Below are 23207 nucleotides of genomic sequence, written 5' to 3'. Positions count from 1 at the left end.
CGATGGTCATCGAGAATCCGCGGCGCAACCCCAGGTGGGGGCTGGTCGCGGCGTCGGCCGCGCTCGCCGTGTCCGTCATCTCGGCGGGGTTCTTCGGCGTGTCGTGGGCGAGCGCGGCGAACAGCGGCTCGCTGGACGTCGCGCGCGAGCGCGATGCCGCGCTCGAGGCGGGCAGGCAGGCGGTGGTCAACTTCAACACGCTCGACTTCCGCGACGTCCAGCACGGCCTGGACCTGTGGGTGGACAGCTCGACGGGTCCGCTGCGCGACCAGATCCAGGCCGGCCGCCAGGCCAACGCCGCCAAGATCTCCGAGGCCAGGACGGTGACCGAAGGCAAGGTGCTCGACGCCGCGCTCACCGAGCTGGACGCGCAGGCGGGCAAGGCGCGGATGATCGCGGTCGTGGAGGTCGCGGTCGCGCCGGAGAACCAGCCACCCGCGGTCAAGCGCAACCGCTACCAGGCCGAGCTGGCCCGCGACGGCGACCGGTGGAAGCTCAGCAACCTCGGCACCGTGGCGGTCGGCTGACGCGCGCGGCGCGTGCCACCGCAGTTCTAGGAGTGACCCAGTGCCCAATCCCCGCCAGCCCGCAAGCTCCCGAGCCCGTCCCCGCGTGGCAGGGCTCCGCAGGCGCGCCACCGAGAACGGCAGGACCGGCACCGGTGGGCGGTCCGCCGCCGAGGTCGAGGAGACGCCTGAGCACGTCGAGCCGACCGGGACGGCCGATGAGCCGGAGCCGACGGAGTCCGCGCAGGAAGTCGTCGTCGAGAACGGTGTGGTCGGCGTCGCGCCCGTGCGGTCCGCCGAGATCGACGACGCCGATGCCGACGATGACTCCGAGAAAGTCGAGTCGACTGACGCCCAGTCCGCGGACACCCGGCCTGCCGAAGAGAAGCCCGCAAGCCCTGCGCAGGAGTCGGTGACCGAGCAGGTGCGCCACGAACCGCGGACGGAGGCCACGCCGCTTCCGCACGAAGAAGGCACCGGCCGCGGCAACCGCGTGCTCATCACCGCACTGCTGGTCGCGACCGCCGTGTTCGCGGTCCTCGCGCTGTTGTTCGGGTTGCAGGTGCGCTCGTTGCAGGTGAGCGGGCCCGCCGCCAACGACGCGCTGACCGACGGCCCGGCGACCAGCGAGATCAACGGCCAGGTGAGCGACGCCGTGACGAAGGTCTTCTCCTACGACTTCGCCGACACCGCCAAGACCGAGCGGGCCGCCAACGAGGTCCTCACCGGCCAGGCGGTCGACGAGTACAACCGGCTGTTCGCCACCGTCAAGCAGCAGGCGCCGCTGCAGAAGCTGGTCGTCACCACCACCGTCAAGGCCAGCGGGGTCACCCGGCTGCAGGACGACCGCGCCGAGGTGCTGCTGTTCGTCGACCAGCAGGCCGTGCGCACCGACAGCGGGCAGACCAACGTGGGCCCGGCGCAGATCGTGGTCGGCGTGGAGAAGCAGGGCGATCGCTGGAAGATCAACAAGATCACGCAGCGCTGAGGTGACGGCCCGGTGCCCCGCCGCACCGGGCCGTCACGGGTGCGATCAGGGGCCGACGTGGACGTGCCCGGCCCAGCGGTCGGGCGAGTCCGGGTAGTACTCGCGCAGCCGCCGGGCGCTGTCGTGCAGGGCGTGGGCGCAGTGGTCGGTGGCCGTCGCGTCCTGCCCGAACGCGGTCTTGTAGACGTCGGCGACCGCCTCCACGCTGCTGTCCTCGTCGACCTCCCACAGCGTCCCCACGACGTGGGTGAAGCCGGTGAAGGCCACCGTCGCGGCCAGCGACATCGCCGCCGCCGACGGGGTGTCGGCGGCGCTCGCGCACTGGCCCAGGTAGCAGAACTCGGCCTGCTCCAGCGCGAGCTGGCCGAACTCGACCACGCCCAGCGGGCGGTGCGGTGCCTCCCGGTCCAGGACCAGGCCCGCCGCGGGCTGCGACGGGTACTGCGTGCTCGGCTCGCACACGTGCAGCCACGGGTGCTGCGGCAGCAGCCGGAGCAGGTCGGTGGGGCTGGTGCTCTCCGTCGACACCACCGCCGCCGTCGGCCAGTACCGCGCCAGCACCTGGTTCTGCCGCGGCAGCTCGCGGCCGACCTGCTCGGCCGAACCCGCCGCCAGCAGCGGCTTGCCGCCTTCCGGGTGCGGTCGGTGCCTGGCGCGGATCAGGCAGCCCAGGGTCGGGGTGTAAGAGGAGATCACGCGGTCCAGCGCGCTGTCGCCGGAGCGCCCGGTGGCGGCGTGCACCGGCAGGAACGCCGCCGCGCCCATCACGTTCCACCAGATCCGCGGCCAGCGCTGGCCGGAGCCGGGCGAGCCCAGGTAGCCCATCCGGTCCAGGACCGGGCGCGTGATGTTCTGCCACAGCCAGTCCAGCGCCTCTGCCAGCGGCTCGGGGTCCTGGTCCTGGACCGCCGCGAGGGCGTTGGCCGCCTGCGTCGCGGCGAAGTCCGGCGTCGCCTTGGACAGCGGCACGGTCAGCACCCGCCCGCCGAAGACGATCAGCGCGTCGGAGCGGTAGCGGCTGAGGTTGACCAGCACCACAGCGCCCTCGTCGGCCGCCCGCGCGAGCTCGCCGATGGGCAGTGGCCGCAGGTGGTTCTCGTGGCCGGGGATCGCGCGCACCTCGTCGACCAGCGCCGCCCACGCGGTGGTGAGCCTGCCCAGGTCGGGATCGACCAGGCCGGCCAGCGCCGGTTCCTCGTCCGGCCGGTCCAGCAGCCTGCGCAGCCGCACCGCCTCGTCGGCCAGGTCCGGATGGTCGCGGTGCAGCTCGCCCAGCTCGCCACCGGTGGGCAGGAAGTCGGCCAGGATCGCCGACCGGCCGTGCTCCAGCAGCTCCACCGCGCGCTCGGGCTCGCCGTTCTCCACCGCGCACGCCGCCGCGTCCGCGGTGATCAACGCCCACCGCTGCTGCACGCCGGGTGAGGCGACCACCCGCTTGCCCCTGGTGACCAGCGGCAGCAGCTCCAGCGCCGTGCTGAACGACTCCAGCGCCTCGGCCCAGCGCTGCGCCTGCGCGGCGAGCCGGCCGCACAGGCTCGCCGCGCGCAGCCGCTGATCGGCCGGGGCGGTGGCCTGCGCCGCCGCCTCGGTGAGGATCCGCCGCGCCCAGCGGTAGAGCTTGCGGCGGCCGGAACGCTGGTGCAGCGTCTGCAGCGCCCGGCCCAGGTGCGTTGCGACGGCCGCCCGCGCGGGCGCGTCCTCGGGCATCGCCGACAGCGCCCGGTCGAAGTGGTCGACGGCGGACTCCAGGTCGCGGGTCCGGGAGGTCTGCCGGAAGCGGTGCATGGTGACCAGCCCGAGCAGCGTCAGCGCGGTGTGCTGCGGCCTGCTCTCCTGCGGCGAGAGCTCGGCGGCCTCCCGCGCGACCTCCTCGGCGCGGTCCAGGTCGGCCAGGTCCGGGCTGTGCTCGTAGCGGGACACCAGCGTCGTGGCCAGCGAGTTGAGCACCGCGTAGCGCTTGGCCGAGTCCGCGGCCGAGTCCGCGGCGGCCTCGCAGGCGGTGACAGCGGCGTCGATCACCGGTGCCTCGGCGCCGTGCAGGAAGTGCCTGCGCAGCAGGGCCCCGTAGCCGGCGAGCGCGACCGCGCGATCCGCGTCGTCGCCCGAGATGCCGCGCACCGCCGGGGTGATCGGACGCAGCACCCGGCGCAGCTGGCTTGGCTCACCCGTGCAGTCGACGTGCTCGATGACCGTGGCCGCGAGGTTCCAGATCGCCTTGCCCAGCAGCGGGTGGCCCGCGTCCAGCACCCCGAGCACGCCGATCAGCTCGTTGATCGCGGCGTTGAGGTCGGCGAGGTCGCCGTTGTGCTGGAAGCGCAGCCGCTGCGCGTTGGCCAGGTGGCACAGCGCGGTGCGGCGCGGGTCGCTGTCGGCCATGGCCCCGGCGCCGGTGCTCAGGTGGGTGATGCCCTCGTCCAGGTCCTCGACCGCCGCGGCCCGCTCGTAGCGGCGCAGCAGCGCCGAGCCGAGGTTGATCAGCAGCTCCGGCGCGGAGTCGCCGGCCGCGCTGCTGCGGACCGCCTCGCGGAAGACGTTGATCGACTCGTCGTCGGACTTCGGGTCGTCGGCCAGCCTGGCGTGCAGCTTGAGCGCGTTGCCGAGGCGCACCAGCGCCATGCCCCTGCGCTGGTCGCGGCGCGGGGTCCCCTCGACCGCCTCGCGCGCCACCCGGATGCTCTCGGCGGCGCCCTCGGCGTCGCCGCTCCGGCCGGCCTGGTCGGCCAGCGCCAGCGCGAGGTTGCAGCGGTAGAGCACCAGGTCGGGGTCGTCGTCGCGGGCGGTCGACGCGGCCGAGCGGTAGTAGGCGACGGCGTCCTCGAGGTCGGCGCGGTCACCGGTCCGCAGGTGGGTGAGCTGCGCCGCGCTGCCCAGGTTGTTCAGCACGCCGGCACGCGCCGGGTCGCTCTCGTGCAGCGCGCTCGCGGTGGTGCGGAAGACGTCGGTGACCCAGTGCAGCGCATCGAAGTCCAGCGTCGCGACGATGCGGTTCATCTCGGCGATCGCCGCGGCGTAGCGCTGCTCGGGCGTCCTGGGCTGCTCGGGCGGCTGCTGCGCGGCCTGCGGGGGCGGCTGCGCGGCCTGCGGCGGCTGCTGCGGGCCGGTGGATGGGTTGGAGAACCAGGTGGAACCGGAGTCGGTCCTGCTCTGCGATCCGGTGTTCCCGCCTGCCCAGCGCTGCAGCCCGCGAAACCTGTCGCTCTGCCGGTCTGCATCGTCCGTCATCGGCCATTTCTCCCGTGGGGTTCTCGCGCGCGTGCCAGCCGCTGGCGTGGCGAGGTCGTTTCACGTTACTGGCGTTCGCTTGTGGCGAGTAGCCCGTTCGGACCACACGCGACTGCGCGGGGCCCGCTCCGGCCTCGTCGCCGGCGGCGGCGGCCAGATCATGTCCGCCGCCAGCCTTCCTACCAGGTCGCGACCACCAGCACGCGCGCCTCGTCGGATCGGCGTCCGGATCGGCCCGGGTCGCAACAAGCGTCCCGGACATCGTCGTAGTGGGTACCGCCAGTTGGACGATCCGTCTCGCGGGGCGGGATCGGAGACGGCCGCACGTCCCGTCCCGCCGGGCGCTCGCCGAAGGCCGCTCCGACGTCGGACGGAGCCGCGTGCGGCTGCCGGCGGGACACGTGGCCGATATCCGATCGCGCGTTCGCTGTGCGAACGCAAGATCGAACTCCCGGCCGGGATTACCAAGATCGAAATCGGTGAATCGTTTCCGAAACGAGCCCGCACCACCCGTGTTGAGATGAACACGAATGGTGACCGTTCGAGGCGTTTTTGCGGAATTGCGGTCCGGTGGGGCGGACGTGGCGAATGGGGAATATCCTGGACGCCGCGCGCGTTGTGATCCCCGTCGCGCGTCCGCAGCGCCCGCGGGCGGGTTTCCGCGTGCCCGATCCGGGCGTGTCGCAGCAAACTGAACAGCGTCTGAAGCTACCGCCGGGTAGCGCCCTGACCAGGCAAGACGTAGCTTAAAGTGATCACGTGCGGTGATCGTGTCTTGCGCCACGAGGGTGATCGAAGCGTGATCTCTTGACTGCGGGCCCGCTCGGGTTCACTCTGGTCGTCGACACGGGGCTGGATCGCCGTCGGCGGGTCCCCCTTGAGAGCTGGCGTCATTCCGGCTAGACTGCTACTTTGCGCTGCCCTCTTTCCGTCTACCCCGCATGGGGGTCGTAGGATCGTGGGCGCCATTGCACCCTTGACAGCCGTGTTAGCGGGCCGGGGTCGGCAGTCGAGCCGCCGGACCTCTTCGCTTTCTGATGCGACTGTAGCCAGTTCAGAGTCCCGGAAGGACGCATCTTGGCAGTCTCCCGCGCGACCAAGGTCTCTGCAGCTTCCAACATGATGTCGGGGATCCCTGGGGCACCCAAGCGGGTCTCGTTCGCCAACATCCGCGAGCCGTTGGAAGTACCCGATCTGCTCGATCTGCAGGTCCAGTCCTTCGAATGGCTCGTCGGTGACGAGACCTGGTTCCAGCGCCGGGTCGACGCCGGCGACGAGAATCCCGTGGGCGGCCTCGAAGAGGTCCTGAGCGAGATCTCCCCCATCGAGGACTTCTCCGGATCGATGTCGCTGTCTTTCTCCGACCCACGCTTCGACGAGGTCAAGGCCTCCGTCGAGGAGTGCAAGGACAAGGACATGACCTACGCGGCCCCGCTGTTCGTCACCGCGGAGTTCACCAACCACACCACCGGCGAGATCAAGAGCCAGACGGTGTTCATGGGTGACTTCCCGGTCATGACCGACAAGGGCACCTTCATCATCAACGGCACCGAGCGGGTCGTGGTCTCCCAGCTCGTGCGTTCCCCTGGTGTCTACTTCGACCAGTCGGTCGACAAGACCACCGACAAGGACGTCTACAGCGTCAAGATCATCCCCAGCCGCGGTGCGTGGCTGGAGTTCGACGTCGACAAGCGCGACACCGTCGGCGTCCGCATCGACCGCAAGCGCCGCCAGCCGGTCACCGTGCTGCTCAAGGCGCTGGGCTGGACCGCCGAGGCGATCCGCGAGCGCTTCGGCTTCTCCGAGACGCTGATGGCGACCCTGGAGAAGGACCACACCGCGGGTCAGGACGAGGCGCTGCTCGACATCTACCGCAAGCTGCGCCCGGGCGAGCCGCCGACCAAGGAGAGCGCGCAGACCCTCCTGGAGAACCTGTTCTTCAAGGAGAAGCGCTACGACCTGGCCCGGGTCGGCCGCTACAAGGTCAACAAGAAGCTCGGCCTCGACCTGCCGTTCGAGTCGGGCGTGCTGACCGAAGAGGACATCGTCACCACGATCGAGTACCTGGTCCGCCTGCACGCGAGCGAGACCGAGATGCCCGACCGCGGCCAGGGCGGCGACGCGACCATCCCGGTCGAGGTCGACGACATCGACCACTTCGGCAACCGCCGCCTGCGCACGGTGGGCGAGCTGATCCAGAACCAGGTCCGGGTCGGCCTCTCCCGCATGGAGCGGGTCGTCCGCGAGCGGATGACCACCCAGGACGTCGAGGCGATCACGCCGCAGACCCTGATCAACATCCGCCCCGTGGTGGCCGCGATCAAGGAGTTCTTCGGCACCTCGCAGCTCTCGCAGTTCATGGACCAGACCAACCCGATCGCGGGCCTGACGCACAAGCGCCGGCTCTCCGCGCTCGGCCCGGGCGGTCTGTCCCGTGAGCGCGCGGGCATGGAGGTCCGCGACGTGCACCCGTCGCACTACGGCCGGATGTGCCCGATCGAGACGCCGGAAGGCCCGAACATCGGTCTGATCGGCTCGCTGGCCACCTTCGCGCGGGTCAACCCGTTCGGCTTCATCGAGACGCCGTACCGCAAGGTCGTCGACGGCCGGGTCACCGACCAGATCGACTACCTGACCGCCGACGAGGAAGACCGCTACGTCAAGGCCCAGGCCAACACCCCGATCGACGACGAGGGCAACTTCCTCGCCGAGCGGGTGCTGGGCCGACGCAAGGGCGGCGAGGTCGAGCTGCTGGCTCCGACCGAGATCGACTACATGGACGTCTCGCCGCGGCAGATGGTCTCCGCCGCGACCGCGATGATCCCGTTCCTGGAGCACGACGACGCCAACCGCGCCCTGATGGGTGCGAACATGCAGCGCCAGGCGGTGCCGCTGCTGCGCAGCGAGGCCCCGCTGGTCGGCACCGGCATGGAGCTGCGCGCCGCGGTCGACGCCGGTGACGTGGTCACCGCCGAGAAGGCCGGTGTCATCGAGGAGCTGTGCGCCGACTACGTCACGGTCATGGCCGACGACGGCACCCGGCGGACCTACCGGCTGCAGAAGTTCAGCCGGTCCAACCACGGCACCTGCACCAACCAGAAGCCGATCGTCAACGAGGGCGACCGGGTCGAGGCCGGGCAGGTCATCGCCGACGGTCCGTGCACCCAGAACGGCGAGATGGCGCTGGGCAAGAACCTGCGCGTGGCCATCATGCCGTGGGAGGGGCACAACTACGAGGACGCGATCATCCTGTCCCAGCGCCTGGTGCAGGACGACGTGCTCACCTCGATCCACATCGAGGAGCACGAGGTCGACGCCCGTGACACCAAGCTGGGCGCCGAGGAGATCACCCGGGACATCCCGAACGTCTCCGAGGACGTGCTGGCCGACCTCGACGAGCGCGGCATCATCCGCATCGGCGCCGAGGTCCAGGGCGGCGACATCCTGGTCGGCAAGGTCACCCCGAAGGGCGAGACCGAGCTGACCCCGGAGGAGCGGCTGCTGCGGGCGATCTTCGGCGAGAAGGCCCGCGAGGTGCGCGACACCTCGCTGAAGGTGCCGCACGGCGAGACCGGCAAGGTCATCGGCGTCCGCGTGTTCAACCGCGAGGACGACGACGAGCTGCCCCCGGGCGTCAACGAGCTGGTGCGGGTCTACGTCGCGCAGAAGCGCAAGATCCAGGACGGCGACAAGCTCGCCGGCCGCCACGGCAACAAGGGCGTCATCGGCAAGATCCTCCCCGCCGAGGACATGCCGTTCACCGAGGACGGCACCCCGGTCGACATCATCCTCAACACCCACGGTGTGCCGCGACGGATGAACATCGGCCAGATCCTGGAGACCCACCTCGGGTGGATCGCCTCCCAGGGCTGGTCGATCGACGGCGACCCGGAATGGGCCCAGCGCCTGCCGGAGGAGCTCTACGACGTCGATCCCGGCACCAACACCGCCAGCCCCGTCTTCGACGGTGCCCGCGAGGAGGAGATCACCGGGCTGCTGGCCTCGACCAAGCCCAACCGCGACGGCGAGCGGATGGTCAAGGCCAACGGCAAGGCCCAACTGTTCGACGGGCGCAGCGGCGAGCCGTACCCGTACCCGGTGGCCGTCGGGTACATGTACATCCTCAAGCTGTCGCACCTGGTGGACGACAAGATCCACGCCCGGTCGACCGGTCCGTACTCGATGATCACCCAGCAGCCGCTGGGCGGTAAGGCGCAGTTCGGTGGCCAGCGCTTCGGTGAGATGGAGTGCTGGGCCATGCAGGCCTACGGCGCCGCGTACACGCTGCAGGAGCTCCTGACGATCAAGTCCGACGACGTGGTCGGCCGCGTCAAGGTCTACGAGGCGATCGTCAAGGGCGAGAACATCCCCGAGCCGGGCATCCCGGAGTCGTTCAAGGTGTTGCTCAAGGAGCTGCAGTCGCTGTGCCTGAACGTCGAGGTGCTCTCCAGCGACGGTGCCGCGATCGAGATGCGCGACGGCGACGACGAGGACCTGGAGCGTGCCGCGGCCAACCTCGGCATCAACCTGTCCCGCAACGAGTCGCCCTCCGTGGACGACGTCGTCCAATGACCTCGCCGCCGGTCCGCGTAGCCGAACTGCGCGGACCGGCGTCCGACCCAACCTGGCATCCGCTGTCGCCCGCCGGCAGCACCTTCCGACAAAGGGAGAAGACCCGACGTGCTTGACGTCAACTTCTTCGATGAACTCCGCATCGGCCTCGCCACGGCCGACGACATCCGCCAGTGGTCGTACGGCGAGGTCAAGAAGCCCGAAACGATCAACTACCGCACCCTGAAGCCGGAGAAGGACGGGCTCTTCTGCGAGAAGATCTTCGGTCCGACCCGGGACTGGGAGTGCTACTGCGGCAAGTACAAGCGGGTGCGCTTCAAGGGCATCATCTGCGAGCGCTGCGGTGTCGAGGTCACCCGTGCCAAGGTGCGTCGTGAGCGGATGGGCCACATCGAGCTCGCCGCCTCGGTGACCCACATCTGGTACTTCAAGGGCGTGCCGAGCCGGCTGGGCTACCTGCTCGACCTGGCCCCCAAGGACCTCGAGAAGATCATCTACTTCGCCGCCTACGTGATCACCTCGGTGAACACCGAGATGCGGCACAACGAGATGTCGACCCTCGAGGCCGAGATCGGTGTCGAGCGCAAGCAGATCGCCGACCAGCGCGACGCGGACCTGGAGGCCCGCGCCCAGAAGCTGGAAGCCGACCTGGCCGAGCTGGAGCAGGAGGGCGCCAAGAGCGACGTCCGCCGCAAGGTCAAGGAGGGCGGCGAGCGCGAGATGCGCCAGCTGCGCGACCGCGCGCAGCGCGAGCTCGACAAGCTCGACGAGATCTGGGAGACCTTCACCAAGCTGGAGCCCCGTCAGCTCATCGCCGACGAGTTGCTCTACCGCGAGCTCTACGACCGCTTCGGCGAGTACTTCACCGGCGGCATGGGCGCGGAGTCGATCCAGGCGCTGCTGCAGGACTTCGACATCAACGCCGAGGCCGAGCAGCTGCGCGAGACCATCCGCTCGGGCAAGGGCCAGAAGAAGCTGCGCGCCCTCAAGCGGCTGAAGGTCGTCGCGGCGTTCCAGGCCACCGGCAACAACCCGAGCGGCATGGTGCTCAACTGCGTGCCGGTCATCCCGCCGGACCTGCGCCCGATGGTGCAGCTCGACGGTGGCCGCTTCGCGACCTCCGACCTCAACGACCTGTACCGCCGGGTCATCAACCGCAACAACCGCCTCAAGAGGCTGATCGACCTCGGCGCGCCCGAGATCATCGTCAACAACGAGAAGCGGATGCTGCAGGAGTCCGTCGACGCGCTGTTCGACAACGGCCGTCGCGGGCGTCCGGTGACCGGCCCGGGCAACCGGCCGCTGAAGTCGCTGTCCGACCTGCTCAAGGGCAAGCAGGGCCGGTTCCGCCAGAACCTGCTCGGCAAGCGCGTCGACTACTCCGGCCGTTCGGTCATCGTCGTCGGCCCGCAGCTCAAGCTGCACCAGTGCGGTCTGCCGAAGGAGATGGCGGTCGAGCTGTTCAAGCCGTTCGTCATGAAGCGGCTGGTCGACCTCAACCACGCGCAGAACATCAAGTCCGCCAAGCGGATGGTGGAGCGCCAGCGCCCGCAGGTGTGGGACGTGCTGGAAGAGGTCATCGCCGAGCACCCGGTGCTGCTCAACCGTGCTCCGACGCTGCACCGCCTGGGCATCCAGGCCTTCGAGCCGCAGCTGGTCGAGGGCAAGGCGATCCAGCTGCACCCGCTGGTCTGCGAGGCCTTCAACGCCGACTTCGACGGTGACCAGATGGCGGTGCACCTGCCGCTGTCGGCCGAGGCGCAGGCCGAGGCCCGCATCCTGATGCTGTCCAGCAACAACATCCTGTCGCCGGCCTCCGGCCGGCCGCTGGCGATGCCGCGTCTGGACATGGTCACCGGCCTGTACCACCTGACCCGTCAGGTGGACGGTGCCCAGGGCGAGGGCCAGTCCTTCTCCTCGGTCGGCGAGGCGATCATGGCCTTCGACCGCGGCGGGCTGGACCTGCAGGCCAAGGTCCGGATCCGGGTCCGCGACCTGGTGCCCAACGCCGAGCAGCGCCCGGAGGACTGGGAGCCCGGTCAGCCGTGGCTGGCCGAGACGACCCTGGGCCGGGTGTGGTTCAACGAGCTGCTGCCCGAGGACTACCCGTTCGTCAACGACCTGCTGCCGAAGAAGAGGCAGGCGGCGATCGTCAACGACCTCGCCGAGCGGTACCCGATGGTCACCGTCGCCCAGACGCTGGACAAGCTCAAGGACGCCGGTTTCCACTGGGCCACCCGTTCCGGCGTGACCGTGTCGATCTCCGACGTGGTCGTGCCGCCGAACAAGACCGAGATCCTCGACGGCTACGAGGCCAAGGCCGACCAGGTCGAGAAGCGCTACCGCCGCGGTGCGCTGTCGTACCAGGAGCGCAACGCCGAGCTGGTCAAGGTCTGGACGGCGGCCAAGGACGAGGTCGCCGAGGCCATGGAGGCGAACTTCCCCGAGGACAACTCGATCAGCATGATCGTCAAGTCCGGGGCCGCCGGTAACATGACCCAGGTCGTCCAGCTGGCCGGTATGCGTGGTCTGGTGTCGAACCCGAAGGGTGAGTACATCCCGCGCCCGATCAAGGCGAACTTCCGCGAGGGCCTGTCGGTGCTGGAGTACTTCATCTCCAACCACGGTGCCCGCAAGGGTCTGGCCGACACCGCGCTGCGGACCGCCGACTCGGGTTACCTGACCCGTCGTCTGGTGGACGTCTCGCAGGACGTCATCGTCCGCGAGACCGACTGCGGCACCGAGCGCGGCATCCGGATGCCGATCGCGGAGAAGCTGCCCGACGGCAAGATCCTCCGGGACGCGCACGTCGAGACCAGCGTCTACGCCCGCACCACGGCCGACGACGTCACCGACGCCGACGGCAACGTCGTGCTGGCCCGCGGTTCGGACCTGGGCGACCCGGCGATCGAGAAGCTGCTCGCCGCCGGCATCACCAAGGTCAAGGTCCGCAGCGTCCTGACCTGCGAGTCCGGCGTCGGCGTCTGCGCGGTCTGCTACGGCCGTTCGATGGCCACCGGCAAGCTGGTGGACGTCGGCGAGGCCGTCGGCATCGTCGCCGCCCAGTCGATCGGTGAGCCGGGCACGCAGCTGACGATGCGTACCTTCCACCAGGGCGGTGTCGCCGGTGACGACATCACCACCGGTCTGCCGCGTGTGCAGGAGCTGTTCGAAGCCCGGGTCCCGAAGGGCAAGGCGCCGATCGCCGACGCCCCCGGCCGGATCCGGATGGAGGACAACGACCGGTACTGGAAGATCACGATCATCCCGGACGACGGCAGCGAGGAGATCGTCTACGACAAGCTGTCCAAGCGGCAGCGGCTCGCGGCGATCTCGGTCGACGGCACCGAGCGGCAGATCACCGACGGCGACCACGTCGACGTCGGCCAGCAGCTGCTGGAAGGTGCGGTCGACCCGCACGAGGTGCTGCGGGTCATGGGCCCCCGCGAGGCGCAGCTCCACCTGGTCCGCGAGGTCCAGGAGGTCTACCGCTCGCAGGGTGTGGGCATCCACGACAAGCACGTCGAGGTGATCGTCCGGCAGATGCTGCGGCGGGTCATCATCATCGACTCCGGTGCGACCGAGTTCCTGCCCGGCTCGCCGGTCGAGCGCTCGCAGTTCGAGGGCGAGAACCGGCGCGTGGTGGCCGAGGGCGGCGACCCGGCTTCGGGTCGTCCGGTGCTGATGGGCATCACCAAGGCGTCGCTGGCCACCGAGTCGTGGCTGTCGGCGGCCTCCTTCCAGGAGACGACCAGGATCCTCACCAACGCCGCGATCGAGGGCGCGAGTGACAAGCTGGTAGGCCTGAAGGAGAACGTGATCATCGGTAAGTTGATCCCGGCCGGTACCGGCATCAACCGCTACCGCAACATCCAGGTGCAGCCGACGGAGGAGGCGCGGGCCGCGGCCTACGCGATCCCGTCCTACGACGACGGCTACTACACCCCGGATGTCTTCGGTACCGGCACCGGTGCCGCGGTTCCGCTGGACGACTACGACTTCGGCCGCGACTACCGCTGAAGTTGACGTCACGGCCGGATCCCGGGCTCGCCCGGGATCCGGCCGCGAGCCTCAGGGCCCCTGTCCGACTCCTCCGGACAGGGGCCCTTCGGCGTTCCTGGGTGGCTACTCCGGAATGCAGGCGGAGGCGTCGCCGGGCACTGAGAAAGCCCGCCGGGCACCGAAAAAGCCCGTGGGGCCTCCCGGCGTCCGCGACCGGAAGGCCCCACGGGCCTGGGTGTTGCTGGATTCAGCCCTCGAGCTCGGCCAGGGCCTTGCGGACCCGCTCGACCTCGGCCTCCAGCTCGGCGAGCTTGGCCTCGTGCTGTTCGCGGGCGGCGCTGATCACGCCGTCGATCGCCTCGGAGATGTCGGAGTGCAGCTCGGCGGCGGCCTTGGACACCGCGGCGGCCGGCACCTGCAGGCCCTGCACGACGCGCTTGCCCTGGTGCAGCAGGTCGGCCTGCCACTCACCTTCGGCGGTACCCGTCACGGTCAGCGTCAGCTCGACCGTGCGGGTCTTCTTGGCGGTGCTCTGCTTGCGGGCACGCGGCTTCTTCGGCGCGGAGTCGGCGGCCTCGGCCGCCGCGGACTCGGCCGCCGGAGCCTGGCTCGACTCCGAGCCCGCCTCGGCGGTGTCCTGGTCGGTCCCCGCGGTCTGCTCCTGACCTGTTTCCTGTTCGCTCAACGTTTCTCCCTCGATGTCACCGGCGCGGCTCAGAATAGAACAGGTGTTCCCTGATTTGGTGGTCGCGGCGAGTCAAGATACTGGGCCTCCCCGATGGTGGCGTCGCCAGGGAACGCGTTCAACGGGCGCGGACCGGCGCCCGCGTCCGACCCGCACGCGGAAATCCCTGATCATCGCGCTCCCGGCCGTACTATCCATCAGCGAGAGCAGCGATGATCGAGGTGAGTCATGGCGTTCCCGACAGCAGAGTGCGAGGCCGCTTTCTCCGCGGTGTACGACTCGGTACTCGCCCGGTGGCCCGACGACGTGGAGGCGCTCGACGTCCCGACGCCCTACGGCAGCACCCGGGTCCACGCGTGCGGCGACGGACCTCCGCTGTTCCTGCTGCACGGTGCCGGGACGACGTCGATGGTGTGGTTCGCCAACGTCGGGGAGCTCAGCCGCAGCCACCGGGTCTACGCCGTCGACCAGATCGGCGACGCGGGCCGCAGCGTCCACGACGGCCGGCCGATCACGGCGCTTGCCGACCTGATGGCGTGGCTGGACGCGGTGCTGGACCACCTGGAGGTCGACCGGGCCCGCATGTGCGGGCACTCCTACGGGGCGTGGATCGCGCTGCACTACGCCCTGTACTCGTCCAGAGTGGACCAGCTGGCGCTGCTGGATCCGACGGCCTGCTTCGCCCGGTGGAAGCTCTCCTACCTGATGCGCGCCGTCCCGATGCTGTGGCCGAACGCGAAGCGGACCCGCGACTTCCTGCGCTGGGAGACTGGCGGAGCGCCGATGGACCCGGCATGCCTGGAGATCCAGGCGCTGGCGGCGTCGTTCGTCGGCGCGAAGGTGGTCATCAAGCCGAACCCGAAGCCGGCCGAGCTGTCGGTACCCACGCTGGTGCTGGTCGCCGAGAACAGCAAGGCCCACGACATCCGCAAGCTCATCGCCCGCGCCCGCCGGGTCGTGCCGCACGTGGAAACCGGCGTGCTGCCCGGAGTCAGCCATCACGGCGTGCCCACCGGCAACGCCGCCGACGTCAACCGCAGGCTCCTGCGGTTCTTCGGCAAGCCCGCCCCGGTTACCGCGGCGACGGACGAGTCCTAGCGACACCACTCGGGCGGCGCCTCTAGGACGTGTTTCGGATGTGGTTCGCGTAGTGGGTCGCCTGGCGGAACCTCAGCCGCCTTCTCGCTCCGGGATCTCCGACTGATGTATGTCCGATACGCGGCGTCGAAATTGTCCTCGCGAGACGACGGCTGAGAACCCGGCGGGTGGTCGGGCTGAGTCCCACACCGCAAGCGGCTGCGCCGCTTGTGAAACAGAACCTAGCGGTCCAGGACCTCCATGAGCACGTCCAGTCCGGGCCGGAAGGCGTCGTCCGCCGGGGCGGCGTAGCCGATCACCACTCCCGCCGGGTGCTCGCCGCGCGTGGCCCAGCACGGCCCCAACAGGTCGAAGTCGACCGAGCGCTTGCGGGCCCTGGCCAGCACCTCCTGCTCCGCCGGCCCCTCGGGGTCGAGCTGGATGGTCAGGTGCAGACCGGCATCGATGGCCGCCGGGAACGGCACGTGACGCAGTCGCAGCCCGTCGAGCGCTTCGAGCAGCCGTTCCCGCCGCCACCGGTAGGTCGCCCTCGAGCGGCGCACGTGCTGGTCGTAGGCCCCGGAACGGATCAGCTCGGCAAGCGTGAGCTGTTCGAGCATCGGCGCGTGCAGTCCGCCGTGCCGCTTGTGCGTCCGCACCCGTTCCACCAGGTGCGGCGGCAGCACCAGCCACGCCAGCCGCAGTGCGGGTGCGAGCGTCTTGCTCGCGGTGCCCGCGTATGCGACGTGGTTGGGCGCCATCCCTTGCAGCGACCCCACTGGCTGCCGGTCGAACCGGAACTCGCCGTCGTAGTCGTCCTCGACGACCAGCCGCTCGCCGGTCTTCGCGCTGCGCACGAGTTCGGTGCGGCGGGCCGACCCCATGGTGGTGCCGAGCGGGAACTGGTGCGCGGGCGTGACCACCACGGCGTCACCGCGCAGCGCCGAGACGTCGATGCCGCCTTCGTCGACGGGCACGCCCCGCACGGTGAGCCCGAGGCTGGCCGGGATGGCGCGCAGTTGTGGCAGCGAAGGGTCCTCGAAGTCGACCGCGTCCCGGCCCATGTCCTGAAGGGCCTTGCTGAGCAGCCACAACGCTTGGCTGTAGCCGTTGCATATGACGATCCGATCCGGTGTGGTCACCACCGCCCGCACCCGGCCCAGGTAGTCGGCCAGGGCCTCCCGCAGCGCCGGGTGTCCCTGCACGTCGCCGTAGTCGAGGTCGCCGGGGGAGGCGTCGCGCATGGCGCGCCTGCCCGCGGCGAGCCAGTCTCGGCGCGGGAACGCGCTCAGGTTCGGCCGGCCGGGCCGGAAGTCCCAGTGCGGGACCGACCAGTCCGCGGTCGGCGGCACGTCCTCCACGTCGTCCGGGTCGCCCAACCGGGCCGCGACGGTCGTCGGCGCGCCCTGCCTGGACAGCAGGAACCCCTCCACGACGAGTTGTTCGTAAGCGCGGGTGACCGTGCCGCGCGCGATGCCGAAGTCCTGGGCGAGGGCGCGCGTCGAAGGGACCCGGCTGCCCGCCGGGAGCCTTCCGTCGCGGATCGCAGTGCGCAGCGCGGCTGCGAGCCCGCGGCTGTCCGCCCGGCCGTCCCAGTCCAGGTGCAGGTCGAGCTGGGGACTGGACCGCGACATCCTCACGGGACCGGACCCTACCCAAGCCCGGCGGCGCACCAGCGTGAGTCGCGCGAGCAGCCGGTGCGGCAACCGAGGTGCTTCTGGTCGCCGGCGGTTGGCCGTGCTCGTTTCCGCCCGTCGCCCGTCGCCCGTCGCCCGCTGGTCGTGCCGGCCGCGCCGCATTGCTCCGAAGGTGGGTGACGACGGATACAGTGCGATCTCCGGGAACCCGCCGGCCTTCGTTGATCGGATTGGTAGCGTTCTCTGCCGCAACCGGAGTTCGGCGACGACGGAAGAGCGTGGGGCATGTTCGGGGACACCAGCGCGACCGAGCGCATGGTCCGGGAGTGGCAGGAACGAGCCACGGAACGTGCCGAGAAGTTCAACCGGATGAGCGAGCAGGTCGAGCAGATCTCGGTCACCGAGTCCTCCCGCGACGGCACCGTCGAGCTCACCGTCGCCTCCAACGGCATCCTGACCGGGATCCAGATCGCCGAGAGCGCCTCCGCCCGGCCGATGTCGCAACTGTCGGCGGAGATCATGCGCACCCTGCGGGTCGCCCAGTCACGCATCCCGGAGCTGATGGAGCGGGCGGTCGCCGACACCGTCGGCTCTGACGACTCCGCGGGACAGCACATCGTCGGTCAGCTCAGGGCGCGGTTCCCGGAACCCCCGGAGGAAGACCAGGACGACCAGGTGCGCTCGCGGCACACGGGAGTCCAAGAGATGGACTACCGCGTCGAGGACGACCACGAGCCGCCGTCGCGACCCGCGCCGCCGCGCCAGGCGCCCGGGCAGGCCCCGTCGCGACCGCCCCAGCGCAGGCGGCCGGACGACGACTTCGACGAGGACTACGGAAGCGGTTCGTTCCTGCGCTGATCTTTCGCATTCGGGGGGAGGCCGTCGTGGCCGATGAGATGAACGTCGTCATCGAGGGACTGCGCGCCCACGCGTCCAAGGTGGACGGTGTGGTCGACCGGCTCGGCACGGCCGTCGACGCCTCGCAGGAGGTCACGCTGAACAACGACGCCTACGGGATCCTCTGCCAGCCCTTCGCGTTCATGATCGAGTCGGTGGAGCAGAACGGCGTCGAGACGTTGCGCAAGGCAGTGGAGGCCATGCGGGAGGTCGCCGACAACGTCCGCGCCACCGCCGAGGAGTACCAGGCCGTCGACGACGACAACTCCAGCATGCTCGGCGAGCTGGGCCGATGACCGACAACCCGCTCGTCGTCACCGAGAGCACCCTGCCCAAGGACCCCAACGCGACCCCGGACGGCTTCAAGGGCGTCGGGATCCTGGAGTCCTACCACGACGTCAGCAGCCTCAACGACGGCTCCAGCTGGGTGGAGTCGGGCTTCGCCTGGGGCGGCATGGTGATGGAGGGCGTCAGCCTCGCCGTCGACCCCGTCGGCACCCTGCTCTCCTACGGGCTGTCCTGGCTCATCGAGCACGTGGAACCCCTGAAGGAGGCGCTGGACTGGTTCGCAGGCGACCCTGACGGAGTCAAGGCGTACGGGGCCACCTGGACGAAGGTCTCCGAGGCGGTCGGCGAGGCCGCCGCCTCCTACGCCGCCGCGACGGCGGCCGACACCGCGGGCTGGACCGGCGCGGCCGGTGACGCCTACCGCGCGCACGCCGCCGAGAAGGGGCAGGCGCTCAACGCCGCGGCCGAGCTGGCGGGGACCATCAGCACCGTCGTGACGATCATGGGCGAGGTCGTCTCCTTCGTCCGGGAGTTCGTCCGCGACCTGGTGGCCGACTGCATCTCCCGGCTGATCACCTACGCGCTCGAAGCGCTGCTCCCGCCCATCGCGTCGCTGGCGTGGGTGGTGCCGCAGGCGGTCGCGTTCATCGGCAAGACCGTCGCCAAGATCGCCGACATCGTGCAGAAGCTGATCAAGACGATCAGCAACGTGGCGCCGAAGCTGGCCCGCATGGCCGAGGTGTTCGGCGAGGTCATGAAGGCCCTCGGCAAGCTGACCAAGCCGGTCGCCGACAAGGTGGGGAACGCGGCGCAGTGGGCGGGCAAGGTCGCCGACAAGATCGACGTACCCGGCAAGATGGCCGACAAGCTCGCCGAGAAGAGCTGGGGCAAGGTCGACGACGTCCTGGGCACCGACATCGTCGGCAAGCACCAGGCGAAGTTCGGCGGCCCGGACGCCCCCGGCGGTGGTGACGGTGACGGCGATGGCTCCGGTGGCGGTGGCGGCGCAGGTAGCGGTGCCGGTAGTGGGGACGGCGCCGGTGGCGGTGCTGCGGACGGCGGCGGTGCCGGGGATGGCGCCGGTGCGGACGGTGCCGGGGATGGCGGCGGTGCTGTGGGCGCGGCCGACGCGCCGGGCACGGGGTCGGGTCCTGGCTCGGGGTCCGGTGATGGCCCGGGGGCCGGTGATGGTTCGGACTCAGGTGTTGGTTCGGGGGCTGGTGACTCGCCGCGATCCGATGAGTCTCCGCGATCCGGTGGTGATCCGGGGTCCGGTGATGGCCCGGGGTCGGGTGACGGTTCGGCGTCTGGTGGTGGGCCGGCGTCTGGTGATGGGCCGGGGTCTGGTGATGGGCCGGGGTCGGGCGTCGGCAACAGCTCCGCCCACCCCGACGGAGACTCGCCATCCTCGACGAACTCGTTCGGACGCGACACCGGCGGACCGCAGAGCACCCCGGACAGTCAGAGCGGCGGCTCCGCGCCAGAGGCTCCTGGCCGGGGTTCGACCGCCGACGGTCGGGGTGCGGGGCCGAGCCCTGAGGCTGGGCAATCCACCCGCTCCACCCCGGAAGCGCCGAGTGCGGCCGCGTCTCCCGAAAGCCCGCGTGCATCCGGCGGCGTCGACTCCTCGCCCGGTACGGGGACTTCCCCGGTAGCCGGTGCCTCTCCCAGCGCCGGTTTCTCTCCTGATTCCGGTTCTTCGCCTGTCTCCGGTTCGTCGCCGGGCTCTGGTACGTCCGCTGACTCTGGTTCGTCGCCGGGCTCTGGCTCTTCCCCTGGTTCCGGCTCTTCTCCTCACTCCGGCTCTTCTTCTCCTCATCCCGGCTCATCTCCGAGCGCTGGGGCTGCTCCATCCGCTGGAGGCGCTCCTACGGGTCCGGATGCGCCCCGGCGGCCAGACGGACCCGCCGCTACAACGGCGTCCAATGTGGATGCACCGGCTCGGCCCGACCTCGGCTCTTCCACGCCCCCACCGTCCGCGCCACGCACCGACCAACCCTCCGGGCCCGGGGCGGGCAACGCCATGGGCGGCACCCCTGCGGGCGGTCCGGCGGGAGGCGCGCCCTCAGCCGGTGGCGCACCTCCGGCCGGACGCGGATCGCGTCCCGGCACCGGTGGCGGCTGGACCGGGACGCCGGGAAGCCCCGGCGCAGCCGGGCGCGCCCCGGCGGGCCCGGACAGCCCCCGCGGGCGCGGGCCGGCGGGCCCGGACTGTTCCGTTCAAGGCCACCGCCGGACTGCACCACGCCGTTCGCCACCGCGACGCGGGCACCGGCTTCACGCACCACGGCTACCTCAACCTGCTGCTGGCCAGCGCGGTGGCCGCGGCCGGCGGCGCCCGGCCAGCGGCCGGGCGGGCCGCGGCCGGACTCCCACCGTCCGGGCGGCCCTGCCCCGAACTCACCTCGCCCGGGCGCCCCGCGCCCGGACGCTCCCAACTCGAACGGACCCCGCCCTGACGCGCCACGTACCGATGCCCCTCGGCCCGGTGCGTCGCGTCCCGACGCTTCCCGCCCGGACGCTTCCCGCCCGGGCGCCCCGCAGGCCAATGCTCCGCGTCCCGACGCTCCGCGTCCCGACGGCCCGCGCACCAACAGCCCCCACTCCGCCACTTCCCGCCCCGATGCCCCCGACCGCCGGGTCGCCGCCGAGCCCGACCACTACCCGTGGGCGGGCGTCAAGCCGACCGACTTCGGCCACATCAAGGGCCACGGTGAGCCGCACTTCGGTCCCGGCTGGCAGCGGAGGATGGCCGAGGACGCCAAGATCCGCGCCGAGTCGCTCGGCTACCACCGGCCCCCGGCCGCCGACACATCCCAGCCCCCGTCCTCGACACCCGAGCCGGAGGTGCCGCCGCGTTCCACGACGGAGTCGATGGCGGCGGAGGAACCGCCGGAGAACCCCTGGCACCACGAGTACGCACGGCACCTGGGGCACACGCGTCCTCCGAAGCTGCCCGACGACCTCAAGGCGAGGCTGGGCAACGACCGCTTCGACATCCAGCTGAACCAGGCCGGGCTGTCGCTGATCCGCAAGCACGATGCCCCGGTGCCCGACGTGCGGGCGCAGCGGATCGGTACGGCGATGCCGGATCCGAAGCGCTTCACCGTCGAGGTCCACGGCAGTCCGACCGGCGTGAAGTTCGGCGGTCACGACATCAGCGCCAAGGAACTCGCCGAGGTCATCAAGGCTTCGCCGGGCTACAGGCAGGGCGAGCCGATCCGGCTGCTGTCGTGCAGGACGGGCGCCGACACACCCGACGGCAGCCCGAACTTCGCCGAGCAACTGTCGAAAGAACTCGGCGTCGAGGTGCTGGCGCCCAAGACCGACGCATGGGTCGACAACTACGGCAACATGTACGCCAGTGGGGACAGGGCGTCCTTCGACGTCGACTCCTCCGGCGCGCCGCAACCGCACTTCGACGACCCGGGCCAGTGGGTCAGCCACAGCCCTGACGGCACCAAGGCCGTCCACGACAGCCCCTTCCCGCCGGGTCACGACCCGCAATGGGTCAAACACGGCGCCCAAGCCCAAGACGCCGTCCGCCGCGGTATCCCTCCCGACCATCCGCAGGCCCCGAAGGAGTTCCACCACCCGGGCGGCCCGCGTTTCTCAGGTATCCACCACCGCAAGGACGCCTACGGCACCGACATCCCCGGACACATCTCGCCAAGCGGCGAGTTCGTGCCCCACGCCCACATCGACGCCTACGGCAGGTGGCACCCGCACGGCCAGGTCGACGCCCAGGGCCGCTGGGTCCCCGGCCACGTCGAGCCCAACGGCCGCCTGGTCCCGAACGGCCACTTCGACGACCGCGGGCGCTGGATCGCCCACGGCCGCACCGACGACGCGGGCCGCTGGGTCCCGGTCCACTTCGACGGGAGCCAGTACCACGACCTCGCGCGGTTCAACCCCCATACGCAGCGACTGGAACCTCTCGGATACGTCAACGGCAACGGGCAGTTCGTGCCGAGCACTCGCACACCGACTCCCCCTGGGCCGACGTCTCCACAGGCGCCGAACCAGCAACTGACGCCGCATACGCCCGGGCAGCAGGCGCACCCCGCGGCGCCTGCCGCTCAGCCACCGCGGAACGCCGAGGGCGGTCAGCCACCCCATCACGGATACGAGCGAACTCCGCAGCACGGCGGCACTCCACCGCGACAAGCCGACGTGCGTCCTGCCGCTGCAACGCCTCCTCCGCGTCAACAGCCGGTGCAACCGCCGGCCGCTCACCAGCAACCGGTTGATGCCGTGCCACCTCGGTCCACAACGTCATCCGAGGTACCCAGTGGGCGTCCCGTGACCGGGCAGGCATCACCGAGGAGCGCCACACCGCCTTTGGACGTCAGTGGCCCCAAGGTCGGCGCACCAGAACCTTCCACGCCACGGACGGGACCCGGGCACGGTCCGGAGGCGCCGGACCGCGTACGTGCCAGCGAGTCCGATCGGCCGCAGCAAGCACCAGCGAGTGAGGTACACGCGCCGCATCGGGATGGGAGCCCTGCGGACCCAGGTACCGATCAGCGCCCGACCTTCGACGAGCGCGTGGAAATGATCCGCGAGAAGGCGCAGGCTCGGCGCACCGAGTTGCTGCAGCAGGTTGAAGAGAAGCTGGGCCCTATGCCCGCGGGCCAGGCGCCGCAGAACCGGTGGATCGCCGAGCGGGCGAAGCTCCGGCAGGAGGTCTTCAACCAGAGTCCGGTGCCGCCGGACAAGGTCTCCGCTGCCGACTACCCCCGGCTCGCCCGGCTCGCCGAGGAGTACGGTGTGCCGCTCGTCGACCGACCGAGCGACCTCGGGTCGCGGGAGTTCGCCGCGGCGCCCGACCCGACGGGGCTCGACGCGCAGGCCTTGCACGCCGCGAACCCGAACCTGCGGATCCAGGAAGGCTTCGGACCGGTCTACCGGCATGACAGGAGGTCCCCCGCGGAGATCCTGGCCGACGGTGGCTTCCGTCCGCGAGAACGCCCGGACACTCACGAAGGGCACGGCTACGATCTCTACCGCCACGTCGACCTCAACGAGTGGTCGCACTTCGTGTCGACCTCGACCGACCTCCGCGAGACCATGAAGCGGTCGATCGTCCGGGGCCCCGGGAACGTGGACTTCGTCTACGCGATGGAGGCGCCCGGCGGGCTCAACGTGAACCGGAGCATGGACAACCGCATCTATGGTGGCGAGCAGGAGATCGCCTTCGCCGGTGGGGTGGACGCCCGTTACATAACCGGCGCATTCATGATCGAACGAACCAGTTCGGGGGACGAGACCGTCACCTGGATCCCTCGCGAGCGGTTCGCCGACTTCGTGCCCCCCGGTGCCGGCTGATCTGG

12 protein-coding genes are annotated in these 23207 nt (G+C 70.6%); 8 read left to right on the top strand and 4 right to left on the bottom strand.

The genetic code is table 11. The features are described from left to right. The first annotated feature begins 2 nt into the window (after positions 1-2). Together HUO13_RS34515 and HUO13_RS34510 are read left to right on the top strand one after the other, a co-directional pair. Positions 3-527, top strand: coding sequence for a hypothetical protein (locus HUO13_RS34515; RefSeq protein ID WP_211899044.1), 525 nt, complete (start codon positions 3-5; stop codon positions 525-527). A 40-nt stretch (positions 528-567) separates the two neighbouring features. After that, positions 568-1494 carry a hypothetical protein gene (locus HUO13_RS34510; RefSeq protein ID WP_211899043.1) on the top strand — a complete coding sequence of 309 codons (927 nt, stop codon included), beginning with the start codon at positions 568-570 and terminating at the stop codon, positions 1492-1494. Between the two features lie 45 nt (positions 1495-1539). Here HUO13_RS34510 and HUO13_RS34505 read toward each other — a convergent pair whose 3' ends face one another. Continuing rightward, positions 1540-4716, bottom strand: coding sequence for a CHAT domain-containing protein (locus HUO13_RS34505; RefSeq protein ID WP_211899042.1), 3177 nt, complete (start codon positions 4714-4716; stop codon positions 1540-1542). 1077 nt (positions 4717-5793) lie between these two features. Between HUO13_RS34505 and rpoB the strand changes: the two genes are divergently transcribed. After that, positions 5794-9288: a DNA-directed RNA polymerase subunit beta gene (gene rpoB, locus HUO13_RS34500; RefSeq protein WP_211899041.1), complete on the top strand. Its 3495-nt coding sequence runs from the start codon at positions 5794-5796 to the stop codon at positions 9286-9288. A 108-nt stretch (positions 9289-9396) separates the two neighbouring features. Beyond that, positions 9397-13308, top strand: coding sequence for a DNA-directed RNA polymerase subunit beta' (locus HUO13_RS34495; protein WP_211899040.1), 3912 nt, complete (start codon positions 9397-9399; stop codon positions 13306-13308). 229 nt (positions 13309-13537) lie between these two features. On the opposite strand, the gene HUO13_RS34490 is transcribed toward HUO13_RS34495, so the two are convergent. Next, entirely contained in the window at positions 13538-13975 is a 438-nt protein-coding gene (locus tag HUO13_RS34490) for a DUF6319 family protein (protein ID WP_211899039.1), read from the bottom strand. Between the two features lie 228 nt (positions 13976-14203). Here HUO13_RS34490 and HUO13_RS34485 point away from each other — a divergent pair, with 228 nt between their 5' ends. Next, the gene (locus HUO13_RS34485) at positions 14204-15073 is read left to right on the top strand and encodes an alpha/beta fold hydrolase (protein ID WP_211899038.1); all 870 of its coding nucleotides are present in this window, start codon (positions 14204-14206) and stop codon (positions 15071-15073) included. A gap of 221 nt (positions 15074-15294) precedes the next feature. Here the strand turns inward: HUO13_RS34485 and HUO13_RS34480 are convergent, their stop codons facing one another. Continuing rightward, positions 15295-16686: a PLP-dependent aminotransferase family protein gene (locus HUO13_RS34480; RefSeq protein WP_211903363.1), complete on the bottom strand. Its 1392-nt coding sequence runs from the start codon at positions 16684-16686 to the stop codon at positions 15295-15297. Positions 16687-16974: 288 nt separating this feature from the next. Here HUO13_RS34480 and HUO13_RS34475 point away from each other — a divergent pair, with 288 nt between their 5' ends. Both HUO13_RS34475 and HUO13_RS34470 read left to right on the top strand, forming a co-directional pair. Then, positions 16975-17547, top strand: a complete 573-nt coding sequence (locus tag HUO13_RS34475; RefSeq protein WP_211899037.1) for a YbaB/EbfC family nucleoid-associated protein — start codon at positions 16975-16977, stop codon at positions 17545-17547. Between the two features lie 26 nt (positions 17548-17573). Next, positions 17574-17882 (top strand): ESX-1 secretion-associated protein, encoded by a 309-nt coding sequence (locus HUO13_RS34470; protein WP_211899036.1) that lies wholly within the window; start codon positions 17574-17576, stop codon positions 17880-17882. Between the two features lie 568 nt (positions 17883-18450). Here the strand turns inward: HUO13_RS34470 and HUO13_RS34465 are convergent. Beyond that, on the bottom strand, positions 18451-18741 hold the full coding sequence (locus HUO13_RS34465; protein WP_211899035.1) for a hypothetical protein: 291 nt from the start codon (positions 18739-18741) through the stop codon (positions 18451-18453). 1881 nt (positions 18742-20622) lie between these two features. On the opposite strand from HUO13_RS34465, the gene HUO13_RS34460 reads away from it, so the two are divergent. Beyond that, on the top strand, positions 20623-23202 hold the full coding sequence (locus HUO13_RS34460) for a scabin-related ADP-ribosyltransferase (RefSeq protein ID WP_211899034.1): 2580 nt from the start codon (positions 20623-20625) through the stop codon (positions 23200-23202). The last annotated feature ends 5 nt before the right edge of the window (positions 23203-23207 follow it).

The sequence above is a fragment of the Saccharopolyspora erythraea genome (genome assembly GCF_018141105.1).
Lineage (GTDB): Bacteria > Actinomycetota > Actinomycetes > Mycobacteriales > Pseudonocardiaceae > Saccharopolyspora_D > Saccharopolyspora_D erythraea_A.
This window is presented reverse-complemented; position numbering and strand designations above follow the sequence as displayed.